At 62.3% G+C, this 12,712-nt stretch carries 7 protein-coding genes; all 7 read left to right on the top strand.

Annotated features, from left to right (window positions below; all coding sequences use genetic code 11):
• The coding region (locus OLZ32_RS26655; protein WP_264398542.1) for a DUF4082 domain-containing protein at nucleotides 1-190 on the top strand (190 nt) is incomplete at its 5' end.
• 89 nt (nucleotides 191-279) lie between these two features.
• Nucleotides 280-1,464, top strand: a complete 1,185-nt coding sequence (locus tag OLZ32_RS26650) for a GTP-binding protein (protein WP_264398541.1) — start codon at nucleotides 280-282, stop codon at nucleotides 1,462-1,464.
• A gap of 216 nt (nucleotides 1,465-1,680) precedes the next feature.
• Nucleotides 1,681-7,005 carry a DUF4082 domain-containing protein gene (locus OLZ32_RS26645; RefSeq protein ID WP_264398540.1) on the top strand — a complete coding sequence of 1,775 codons (5,325 nt, stop codon included), beginning with the start codon at nucleotides 1,681-1,683 and terminating at the stop codon, nucleotides 7,003-7,005.
• Between the two features lie 48 nt (nucleotides 7,006-7,053).
• On the top strand, nucleotides 7,054-8,286 hold the full coding sequence (locus OLZ32_RS26640) for a GTP-binding protein (RefSeq protein WP_003549394.1): 1,233 nt from the start codon (nucleotides 7,054-7,056) through the stop codon (nucleotides 8,284-8,286).
• A gap of 73 nt (nucleotides 8,287-8,359) precedes the next feature.
• Nucleotides 8,360-8,668 carry a hypothetical protein gene (locus tag OLZ32_RS26635; RefSeq protein WP_003549393.1) on the top strand — a complete coding sequence of 103 codons (309 nt, stop codon included), beginning with the start codon at nucleotides 8,360-8,362 and terminating at the stop codon, nucleotides 8,666-8,668.
• A 43-nt stretch (nucleotides 8,669-8,711) separates the two neighbouring features.
• On the top strand, nucleotides 8,712-10,856 hold the full coding sequence (locus tag OLZ32_RS26630) for a peptidase domain-containing ABC transporter (RefSeq protein WP_003549392.1): 2,145 nt from the start codon (nucleotides 8,712-8,714) through the stop codon (nucleotides 10,854-10,856).
• Complete coding sequence (locus OLZ32_RS26625; RefSeq protein WP_264398539.1) at nucleotides 10,853-12,295, top strand: HlyD family type I secretion periplasmic adaptor subunit; 1,443 nt, start codon at nucleotides 10,853-10,855, stop codon at nucleotides 12,293-12,295. Before OLZ32_RS26630 ends, OLZ32_RS26625 begins: the two co-directional genes overlap by 4 nt.
• The last annotated feature ends 417 nt before the right edge of the window (nucleotides 12,296-12,712 follow it).

The raw sequence follows: 12,712 nt of genomic DNA, 5'->3' as shown, positions 1-12,712 counted from the left end.
CGCGACGGATGGCTTCTTCACCAACGGCGTCAGCAACGGTCCGCTGTCGGCGCTATCCAGCGCTGCGGCTGGCGGCAACGGCGTCTATGCCTATGGCGGATCTGCCACCACGGGCCTCTTCCCGACCAGCACCTATGACTCAGCAAACTATTATGCCGATGTGGTCTTCCGGCCGCAGCTCGCCGCCTGACGCGTCGAACGAGAATAGAGACGGTTTCGAATGAGGCTCATGAAACGCAAATGCCAGTCGCTCCGAATGCCCTCATTGAAGGGATGCTGATGAACAGCATCGACCGGCTGCCGGTGACAGTGCTCTCGGGTTTTCTCGGCGCCGGCAAGACGACGCTTCTCAGCCACGTGTTGACCAATCGCGACGGCCTGCGGGTCGCCGTCATCGTCAACGATATGAGCGAAGTGAACATAGACGCCAGCCTTATTCGAGACGGCGGCTGTAACCTGTCGCATACGACGGAGACGTTGATTGAACTCAGCAATGGCTGCATATGCTGCACCTTGCGCAACGATCTCCTGACGGAAGTGCGGCGACTGGCCGAAGAGGGGCGATACGACTATCTGTTGATAGAGGGGACCGGCATTGCGGAGCCATGCCCTATCGCGGCAACCTTTTCATTCCGCGACGAGAACGGTGTTTCGCTCTCCGATTTTGCGAAACTCGACACGATGGTGACCGTCGTAGACGCCGCAAGCCTCTTGGCCGATTACAGCAGCGCTGATCTGCTTCGCGATCGCGGCCTGCAGCGGGACGGTGACGACCGGCGGACGCTCATCGACCTGTTGGTGGACCAGATCGAGTTTGCCGATATTGTCGTGATCAACAAGATATCGGATGCGAGCGAAGAGGTCCGCGCGGAAGTCCGCAAGACGGTGGCTGCACTCAACCCGGATGCCCGCCAGGTGGAGACGGACTTCGGCAAGGTTTCTCTTGCTACCATCCTCAGTACGGGCCTCTTCGATGAAGCGAAGGCCGCCGCTCACCCGTTGTGGCACAAGGAACTGTACAATCCGGGCGACCATGTTCCGGAGACAGAGGAATACGGGGTAACGAGCTTTGTCTACCGCACGAGACGTCCCTTCGACCCCAAGCTGTTTCGAGCATTCCTGGACGAGCCTTGGCCGGGGGTAATCCGCGCCAAAGGCCACTTCTGGCTTGCCACGCGCCCGCGTCACGTTGGTTTGATGTCGGCTGCCGGGGTGCAACGGCGCTGTGAACCTATGGGGCTCTGGTGGGCGGCCGTTCCCCGACAAGACTGGCCCAGCCATCAACAGTTTCGTCAGCATCTTGAGAGCCGATGGGACAGCGCTTGGGGCGACCGTCGGCAGGAGCTCGTGTTCATCGGTGTTGATATGGACGAGACAGGCGTCCGGACCGCGTTGGACGACTGCCTGGCCAGCTCGGACCCGCGGGACTGGTCGGCTCTCGAAGATCCGTTTCCGGCCTGGTAGCACGGGACGTGGGAGCACCGGCTCGACCGGCCGGACCGGCGAGACAAGACCGAACTAGAATTCCTCTTCACCCAGAATCGGCCACTGAGCAGTAGCCGGAGGCAGCTTTGCTGCCTTGTCGGTCGGGCATGCGGTGAGGGTCATCATAACGGAGTACGGAGTATCACCCACATACCCCAGATTGCTGTCGTACATTCCCTTTCGAAAGCTGGCAGGATGAAGCCTTCCAATGGTGGTCGATGGGAAACGGGGACGCCGCTCTTGCTGAGATTTCATGTGAGGAATCGCGAATACCTAAGTACTGCCGGCGGCACGCCGAGCGTCTGTCACCCACCCTCCGTCTGGACCGTACTGCTTGGAACTGCGACCGTGGTGTCTTCAAGCACTCATGGTCCCTACGGTTTTGCCAATCAGGGCAGCGCAACCGTCCAATCCTCCTTCTCCGGCACGGTCACATCTTCCCTGATATCATCAGGCGACATGCAATCGTCCCCTGCATCGTCGACGGCGATGCCGGCACCTGCGGGAGATAGCGGCGCGCAAGACGGTTTCACCAAGACGGCGTCGGCTGAGACGGTGTTCCAGACGCCTTCCTCGACATTGCAACGCACCGTGCTTGCCCCGGATCCGTCCGAGGAGGCTGCGACACTGCCTGCCGCTCCCGCGCTTACGGGTGTTACCACCGATGCCGACACTGGAAGCACCAAGACGGCGGAGCCGGTCAGCTCTTCCAGCAGTCTCGGCACGGCTTCGTTGCGCCTTCAGGCCTCGATAGCATCTGTCTCTGTGGAGCCGAGCCAGGACGTTTCTGCTGAGACGACCGCGGAGCCGACGGCACTGGCGGCACCGATGGCGGCAGTTTCGGCTGCGGCGACGCCCAACAAGATCGCGCTCGAAAACCTGAAGCAGGGCAACCCGATCAGCGAATGGGGTCTGGAGGGCGACGGCGGTGGCACCATCCAGGGCTTCGCCACCGAAATCAGCACAAATATCGGTCAGACCGTCGATTTCAAGATCGCAACCGATTCCACTCACTACCGCATCGATATTTACCGCATTGGCTATTACGGCGGGGCTGGCGCGCGTAAGGTCGACTCGATCGAGCAATCGCTGACATCGGCGCAGATCCAGCCGCACCCGATTGTCGACATGTCGCTCGGCCTCATCGATTGCGGCAACTGGTCGGTCTCGGCGAGCTGGCAGATTCCCGACGATGCCGTCTCGGGCGTCTACTTCGCCAAGCTGGTGCGCGAGGATGGCACCGAGGATGCAAGCATCATCCCCTTCGTCGTGCGCGACGATGCCTCCACCAGCGATATCGTCTTCCAGACATCCGATACCACCTGGCAGGCCTATAATGCCTGGGGCGGCGCAAGCCTCTATTATGGCGAAGTCCCCGTCGATCCGGCCGACATGATCGGCTACCTGCCGCCGAACTGCAGCTGCGGCCTGACTGCGATCGGCCGCGCCTCGGCCGTCAGCTACAACCGCCCGATCATCACCAATACCAGCCCGATCGGCGGCTCGCATGATTTCATCTTCGGCGTCGAGTCTTCGGCGATCCAGTGGCTGGAGCAGAACGGCTACGATGTTTCCTATATCTCCGGCGTCGATGCGACGCGCAGCGGCAGCCTGCTGCTGAACCATGATGCCTATCTCTCTGTCGGTCATGACGAATACTGGTCGGCCGAGCAGCGCGCCAATGTCGAGGCGGCCCGCGATGCGGGTGTGAACCTCGCCTTCTGGAGCGGCAACGAGTGCTATTGGAAGGTCCGCTGGGAAAGCAGCATCGACGGCAGCGGCCAGGCCTATCGGACCATGGTCTGTTACAAAGAGACCTGGGGCACGAGCACGGATCCGAGCGCTATCGGCACCGGCACCTGGCGCGATCCGCGCTATGCCGATCCGGGACAGGAGCCGGAGAATTCGCTGACCGGCACGATGTTCCAGGTGGACAGCTACCGTTCCGATACGATCACCATCCCCTACGACTATTCGAACCTGCGCTTCTGGCGCAACACCGATGTTGCCGAGCTTGAGGAGGGCGAGACCTATAATCTGGTGCAGAACCTGCTCGGCTATGAGTGGGATTCCGACGTCGAGAACGGCTTCCGGCCGGATGGCCTTATCAACCTGTCGCTCTCCTCCATCGCAGTCAGCACCTATCTGCGCGACTACGGCACGACGGTCGGCGATGCGGTGGCAACTCACAGCCTCACCATGTACCGGGCCGAAAGCGGCGCGCTCGTGTTCGGTGCCGGCACCGTCTTCTGGTCCTGGGGTCTCAACGCCAACCACCAGGGAGCGGAGACGCCGACCGATCCCAACGTGCAGCAGGCGATGGTCAACATGTTCGCGGACATGGGCATCCAGCCGACCACGCTGGATGCGAGCCTGATCCTGGCGACCCAATCGACCGACGCGTTGAAGCCGACCTCGTCGATCTCGTCGCCGATCGTTGGCGCGAGCTTCGTTGAGGGGCAGCGCGTCACCATCACCGGCACGGCGCAGGATTTCGGCGGCGGCATCATTGCCGGTGTGGAAGTTTCCACGGACGGCGGCCAGCACTGGTTCAAGGCCACCGGCCGCGAGAGCTGGAGCTATAACTGGGTCGTCCAGGCGAGCGGCACCTATACGATCCTGTCGCGCGCCGTCGACGACAGCGTCAATCTGGAGGCACCATCGGCCGGCAAGCAAGTCACTGTTACCCTGCCGGGCACACAGGGCCTATGGACGCTGGCGGAAAAGCCCGCGGTCGAAACGGCGATCGATCGCGATCCGGTCGAGCTCGGCCTGCGCTTCCAGGCGACGGCGGCAGGCTCGGTGCAGGGCATCCGCTTCTACAAAGGTTTCTACAATACCGGCGACCACGTCGTCAGCCTCTGGTCCGGCGACGGAACGCTGCTCGCAACCGGCGTGTCGGTGGGTGAATCGCTCTCCGGCTGGCAGACGGTGATATTCTCCTCGCCGATCCAGATCGCCGCCGGCACGACCTATGTGGCCTCCTATCACAGCAACGGATTCTTCTCCGTCACCGAGAACTATTTCAGCGAGCCCTATGCCAGCGGCGCGCTGAAGGCCGTCGATGGCGGCGGCGTCTTTGCCTATAGCGGCACCAGCACGTTCCCCGGTCAGAACCCCGGCGGCTCGAACTATTGGGTGGACGTAGTCTTCGATGCCGGCCCCAACAGCCAGCCGGTCGCAACCGACGACAGCGGGCTGATCATCGGCCATAACGGATCGCTTGTTATCTCGATTGCCGCACTCGTGGCAAATGATGTCGATGCCAATGGCGATGCGCTGACCATCACCGCCGTCGGCAATGCGCTCAACGGCACGGTCGCTCTCAACACGCAGACCGGAACCATCACCTTCACGCCGGCTAACAATTATTCAGGCCCGGCAAGTTTCACCTATACGCTGTCGGACGGCCGAGGCGGCACGGATCAGGGCAATGTCAGCCTTAGCGTTCAGGCAGGTCCGGCCGGCGAGACGCTGTTTACCGGCAGCGAGGGGCCGACCGGCGGCAGCTTCAACGACAATACGGCGATGGAACTCGGCATGAAGTTCGTCGCGTCCTCAAACGGCACGATCTCGGGCATCCGCTATTACAAGGCTGCCGGCGATACCAGCGTGCATACCGGCTCCATCTGGAGGGCCGACGGCACGCTCGTCGCCACGGTCACCTTCACCAACGAATCGCTCTCCGGCTGGCAGACGGCAACCTTCTCCACGCCGCTGCAGATCACGGCGGGTGCGACCTATGTCGCCTCCTACCACACGACCGGCAGCTATGTGGCGACCGCAGGCTATTTCAACACGGCCCATACCAACGGCTCGCTGACGGCGCTCGCCGGTGCGAACGGTGTCTATGCGGTCGGATCGGGCTCGACCTTCCCGACCCAGAGCTACCAGTCGTCGAATTACTGGGTCGATGTCGTCTTCAACCAGTCGACGGGCAACACGGTGCCGGTTGCCGCCAACGACAACGGCTATACGACCTATTCCAACACGGCCCTGTCGATTGCCGCGGCCAACCTGCTTGCCAACGACAGCGATGGCGATGGCGACCCGCTTGTTATCACCGGCGCGAACGGCGCGGTCAACGGAACGGTGACCTTCAACAGCCAGACCAACACGGTGATCTTCACGCCGAACTCGGGCTATACGGGCGTCGCAAGCTTCTCTTATTCGATCTCGGACGGGCATGGCGGCACGGCTTCGGCCACCGTCAGCCTCACGGTCAATTCGCAGCCCGGCGGCGGCACGACCTCGAGCCTGTTTACCAGCGCCGACACGTCGGGGGTTACCGCCGCCAATGACGCAAACTCGGTCGAACTTGGCGTCAAGTTCATCGCTTCCGCCAACGGCCAGATCACGGGGCTCACCTATTACAAGAGCGCACAGGATACCGGCACGCATGTCGGCTCGCTCTGGACCACGAGCGGTCAGCTCCTTGGCCAGGCAACCTTCATCAACGAGACGGCAAGCGGCTGGCAGACGGTTTCCTTCACGCAGCCGATCAATGTTACGGCCGGCGTGACCTATGTGGCGAGCTACCATTCCAACGGTTTCTATTCGGCGACCGCGAACTACTTCACGACAGACTATACGAGCGGCGCGCTGACGGCGCCGGCAAGTTCGGTCAGCGGCGGCAACGGCGTCTATGCCTATGGCACGGGCAGCCTGTTCCCGACCGCCTCCTACAATGCCAGCAACTACTGGGTGGACGTGCTCTATCAGCAGGGCGCGCAGAATGCGGTTCCGGTCGCCGCCAATGACAGCGGCTACTCGACCAATACGGGTACGCCGATCACCATCCAGGCCTCGGCGCTGCTTTCAAACGACAGCGATGCCGATGGCGATCCGCTCACGATCACCGGCGTCAGCGGCGCCGTCAACGGCTCGGTCGCCTACAGTGCCCAGGCCCAGACGGTGACCTTCACGCCGACCGCAGGCTATTCAGGACCGGCGAGCTTCAGCTACGCGATATCAGACGGCAAGGGCGGCACGGCCACGGCTCAGGTTGCTCTCACCATCAACAACCCGGCTGCAGGCCCGGAGCAGAACCTCTTTGCCACCAATGCGACGCCTGCAATCGTCTCCACCAACGACAATCAGCAGGTCAATCTCGGCATGAAGTTCCAGGCCGATACGGCAGGCTGGATCACCGGCATCCGATTCTACAAGGGTGTCGACAATACAGGCCCGCATAACGGCTATCTCTGGACCGCCTCGGGCACGCTTCTCGGCAGCGTCGCCTTCAGCAATGAAACGGCAAGCGGCTGGCAGACCGCGACACTCACCCAGCAGGTAGAGGTCACCGCGGACACGACCTACGTCGTTTCCTACAGCACCAACGGCAATTATTCGGCGACCGGCAACTACTTCAGCGCCGATGTGACGAATGGCGACCTCAGGGCGCTCAGCGGCAGCAACGGCGTCTATGCCTATGGGTCGAGCGGGCTGTTCCCGAGCGCCAGCTATAACAGCACAAACTACTATGTGGACGTAGCATTCAGACCGCAGCTCGCAGCGTAAAGCCCGCGAGCATGTAAGACCAAGCATCTGTAAAGGGTAATGATATCGATGATGGGTGCAGACAACAGATTGCCGGTAACGGTTCTCGCCGGGTTTCTCGGCGCCGGCAAGACGACTGTCCTCAATCATGTCCTGAGCAATCGTGAGGGTCGCCGGGTAGCTGTCATCGTCAACGATATGAGCGAGGTCAACATCGATGCGGATCTCCTGCGCGAGGGGGGTGCAGACCTCTTGCGCACGGACGAGACGCTGGTAGAGCTCACCAATGGATGCATCTGCTGCACCCTGCGCGACGATCTCCTGAGCGAGGTCCGCCGGCTCGCTAGCGCCGGCCGTTTCGACTATCTGCTGATCGAGGGCACCGGCATTGCCGAGCCGCTGCCAGTCGCAGCCACCTTCTCCTTCCGCGACGAGAGCGGGGCAGCACTCTGCGATGTCGCGCGGCTCGACACCATGGTTTCCGTCGTCGATGCGGTCAATCTTCTCGCCGATTACCAGAGCGCCGAGTTCCTTGCCGATCGCGGCGAAAGACGTGACGGGGACGATGAGCGCAAGCTCGTCGAACTCCTCGTCGAGCAGATCGAATTTTCCGACGTCGTCATCATCAACAAGGCAGGCGATGTGCCGCCCGCAATGCTCTCGGAGGTTCGCCGGGTCGTCGCGGCGCTCAATCCGGATGCCCGCATCATCGAGGCGGCCTTCGGTCAAGTGCCGCTTGGCGCGATCATGGATACCGGGCTCTTCAGCGAGGCGAATGCCGCCCGTCATCCGTTCTGGCACAAGGAGCTTTACGGCTGGGGTGACCATGTGCCGGAGACCGAGGAATACGGCATTGCGAGCTTCGTCTATCGCAGCCGCCGGCCTTTCGATCCCGCGCGGCTAAGCCGCGTCATCGAACAGCCATTGCCCGGCATCATCAGGGCGAAAGGGCACTTCTGGCTGGCGACCCGGCCGGACGAGATCGGCCTGCTGTCGATTGCCGGCACGCAATGCCGCATCGAGAACAGGGGGTTCTGGTGGGCTTCGGTGCCGCGGGCGCACTGGCCGCGCCATCCGCAATTCCGCCAGTTGCTTGACCGGCATTGGGACGATGTCTGGGGCGACCGTCGTCAGGAACTGGTCTTCATCGGCTCCGGCTTCGACGAGGCGGCGATCCGAGCCGCGCTCGACGATTGCCTGGCCGGGGAGGAGACGGGTTTCGATCCGCAGACCGCCATCGGCCTTCGCGACCCGTTTCCGGCATGGCGGCACGATACTCACGCAGCGGACCGAAAAGTGTGAAGCGGTTTTCGGATAATCCGATGTGTCGACTCAAAGGTGAACAGGTTTTGATTATCAACCAGAGGAGAGAACAATGAGCAACGAACTCTATGCAGATGGCATCGGCGAGATCACCATCACGGGAACGATCGTACGCATCGACCTGATGTCGCTCTCGGCCACCGATCGTGACGCCAACAACAATCCGAAGCCGGTTTTCCGCCAGCGCATCATCATGCCGGTCGATGCCTTCGCCAATGCGGTCGATCTCATGCAGAAGGCGCTTGGCGGGTTGGTCGAGGCGGGTGCGGTCCGTCGCATCGGCGATATGCCAGCTGCGGCGGCTGCCGATATCCAGACGGTGCAGGCCGGCGCTTCGAACGCCTCGCCGAACTTCAACTGATAAAACAAATATTGCCTCGGTCTCGTATTGTTTCGGGTGGGCCATGAGTGGTTTTCTGCATACCAACCTGCACTGTCTTGCGCTCGTCGCACGTCATCACGGCGTCGATCTTGCTCCTGAGCGACTGCAGCACGATTATGCCGTCGGCAACGATCCCGTTGCCATGCGGCAGCTGCTGCGCATGGCCAAGGATGCCGGCCTCAGGGCAAGGCATCTGACGCTCGACTGGCGATCCCTGTTCCAACTCGGCGAGGCCTTCCCGGTGCTCGCCGAGCTGACGAACGGCAACTGGGTGGTTATCGCCGGCGCTGTCGGGAGCGGGGAGGATGAGAGAATCCACGTTCTCGACCCGCTGGCATCACGCGCCGAGGTGATGATGCTCAGCGAAGAGCAGTTCGCCAAGGCCTGGCTCGGATCGGTGATCCTGCTGAAGCGCAACTATCGCATGTCCGATGAGGACCGGCCCTTCGGCTTCCGCTGGTTCATCCCCGAGATCATCAAGCAGCGCAGCTTCTTCCGCGACGTCGCGCTCGCCGCCTTCGTGCTCTACGGGCTGGGGCTGACGACGCCGATCTTCTTTCAGCTCGTCATCGACAAGGTGCTGGTGCATCAGAGCTATGCGACGCTGACGGTTCTGACGGCGGGCATTGCGATCGCGCTCGTCTTCGACGCGACCTTCACCTTCCTGCGCCGCTATCTGCTGCTCTATGCGACGAACAGGATCGACATCCGCGTCGCGACCCGCACCTTCGGCCATCTGCTCAACCTGCCGATCGCGCTCTTCGAGCAGGCCTCGGCCGGCGTTCTCGTCAAGCACATGCAGCAGACCGGGCGCATCCGCGAATTCCTGACCGGCCGGCTGTTTCTCACGCTCCTGGACGGCGTTTCGCTCCTGGTCTTCGTGCCGATCCTGCTTCTCTACAGCGTCAAGCTGACGCTTGTCGTACTCGGTTTCGCCGCCCTTGTCGGGCTCGTGGTAATGATGCTCGTCGGGCCGTTCCAGCGCCGGTTGCAGGCGCTCTACCAGGCCGAAGGCGACCGGCAGGCATTGCTGGTGGAAACCGTGCACGGCATGCGCACCGTCAAATCGCTGGCGTTGGAGCCGCGCCAGCGCAAGGTGTGGGACGATTATTCGGCCCAGGCGATCTCCGTGCGTTTCCGGGTCGACAAGATCTCGACCATCGCCCAGGCGATGACCGGACTGCTGGAGAAGCTGATGAGCGTCGCGATCATCGGCCTCGGCGCGCTCGATGTGTTCAGCGGCGCGATGACGATCGGCGCGCTGGTCGCCTTCAACATGCTCGCCGGCCGGGTCTCGGGACCGCTGGTGCAGATCGTCACCATGGTGCACGAATATCAGGAAGTCGCGCTCTCCGTGCGTATGCTCGGCGAGATCATGAACCAGCGGCCGGAGCAGTCGGGCCGCGGGCGAGGTGTTCGGCCGCATCTGCAGGGCCGCATCGAATTCGACAGGGTCAGCTTCCGTTACGGCCCGGATAGCGCGCCGGCGCTCGATAATGTCTCCTTCGCCATTCCGGCGGGCTGCCTCTTCGGCGTGGTCGGCAAGAGCGGCTCGGGCAAGACGACGATCACAAGGCTCATCCAGGGGCTCTATCAGAGCCAGGAAGGCCTCGTGCGCATGGATGGCTATGACAGCCGTGAGATCGACCTCGTGCATCTGAGAACGAGCATCGGCGTCGTGCTGCAGGATAGTTTCCTGTTTCGCGGCTCGGTACGCGAGAATATCGCCGCCGCCAAGCCCGATGCCAGCATCGAGGAGATCATGGAAGTCGCCCGCATCGCCGGCGCCGAGGAGTTCATCGAACGCCTGCCGCGCGGCTTTGACACGATGCTGGAGGAAAACGCCTCCAATCTGTCAGGCGGCCAGAAGCAGCGGCTTGCCATTGCCCGCGCGCTGATTACCGATCCGAAACTGTTGATCTTCGACGAGGCGACGAGCGCGCTCGACCCCGACAGTGAGGCGATCATCCGCGAGAATCTAAGCCGCATCGCCGCCGGCCGCACCGTTATCATCGTCTCGCACCGACTTTCGACGCTCGTCGATGCCGATGCCATTCTCGTCATCGAGCGTGGCAAAGTCGCCGATATCGGCCGGCACGATCAGCTTGTATCGCGCTGCATGACCTATCGCCACCTGTGGTCCCAGCAGATGAGGCAGGTCGCATGAACGCGCACACCAGAAAACCCAGCGAAAACCTGCCGGTGCCTTCAGGCAAAGGCCCTTCAGACAAGGGGCCCTCGGGGAAGGGCAGGGAGCTTGCCGCCCGCCCGCCGTTGCCGCCGGCAATTGCCGAATTCCAGTCCGACGCCGTCGAGCTCGAGGAACGCGCGCCGCCTAGAGTTGCACGCATGACGCTCTACTGCGTGACGGCGCTGATTGTTTCGGCGATCATCTGGGCCTCGGTCTCGTCGATCGATGAGGTGGTGATTGCGCCCGGCAAGCTCGTCACCACCCAGCCGACCATCGTCGTCCAGCCGCTCGAAACCTCGATCATCCGCACGATTGAGGTGAAGGCCGGCGAAGTGGTGCATGCCGGGCAGACGCTCGCGACCCTCGACGCCACGTTCAGCCAGGCCGATGTCGACCAGCAGCAGGCGAAGTTCTCCGCCCTCGACGCCCAGGTGAGGCGCATCGAGGCCGAGCTTGCCGGCAACGACTACACGAAGATCGCGGGAGATACGCCCGACCAGGTGCTGCAGGCGCAGCTCTTCGGCCAGCGACAGGCCTTCTACATGGCGCAGCTGCAGAATTTCGAGCAGCAGATCGCCGGCCAGTCGGCCGCTCTTGCGGCGAGCAGGAACCAGGAGGCGGTGCTCAACGACAGGCGCGATGGGCTCTCGCAGATCGAGGCAGCGCGGGAGCGGCTCTATGACAAGCAGAGCGGCTCGCTGATCACGCTGCTCGGCTCGCGTGACGCCCGGCTCGACGTGGAATCCGACCTGACCGCCGTCCGCGGCCGGGCCGACGAGGCCGCCCACTCCTATGCCAAGCTCCGAGCCGACCGCCAGGCCTTCATCGAGGATTTCCGCCGCGCCGCAATGGAGCAACTGGTGGAATTGCGCGGCCAGCGCGACATGGCTGACGAGGAACTGAAAAAGATGGAACTGCGCCGCAACATGGTGGCGCTGACCGCACCCGCCGATGCCGTCGTGCTCGATCTCGCCCAGCGCTCGGTCGGTTCAGTGGTGCGCGAGGCGGAACCGGTCGTGACGCTGGTGCCGATCAATGTGCCGCTTGAAGCCGAAGTCTCGATCAACACCCGCGACATCGGCCGCGTGGCCGTCGGCAAGGAAGCCCGCATCAAGCTCGACGCCTATCCCTTCCAGAAATACGGCACCGCCTCGGGCGAGGTGAGAACCATCAGCCAGGACACGTTCCTCACCGGCCAACAGGAGCAGACAGAGACCCCGAGCCAGCCGGCCGCCCCCTTCTTCAAGGCGCGGATCCTGCTTGCCGATACCCGGCTGAATGCCGCAGGTATGCCGGTGAGGCTGCTTCCCGGCATGACCGTGTCCACGGAAATCAAGGTCGGCAAGCGTACGGTGATCTCCTATTTCCTGTATCCGCTGCTGCGTGGCCTCGATAACGCAATACGCGAACCGTAGGACGCGGAGGATCAGTTCGCCCCGACGATATCCCGAGTGAGCTTCGAGGCAGATGTTTCGCATCCCATCGCGGCGGCCTGGTCCGCCCGTATTTTGCAGAAACAGGACACTTTAACTTTGCTGGCATGTCGCAGTTGGAAATAGAATCTGCCCCGCAAACACAAATTTGCGGCGTAACGGATATTATGGAACTATTTGCCCAATTCGGATCGTCGTTCATCGGCTGACGAACCAAAACGGTGTTGACTCTTTTTTCGGCCATAACATTTCAGGAAGATCGCAGCGGGGCGGCTGTCTGGCTTGGGAGGCGGACAAGAGCAACTCATTGCTGAACATGGCGGCGATTTCAAGCGTCAATAGCAGAGCCACGGTCAGAGCGCAGTTTCCTCCGCAAGTTCTAATCAGCACGCCCTGTTC

It is taken from the genome of Rhizobium acaciae, assembly GCF_025941625.1.
In the GTDB taxonomy this organism is placed as follows: Bacteria; Pseudomonadota; Alphaproteobacteria; order Rhizobiales; family Rhizobiaceae; genus Rhizobium; species Rhizobium acaciae.
Note: the sequence above shows the minus strand (reverse complement) of the source record. Positions and strands in the feature narration are given on the sequence as shown.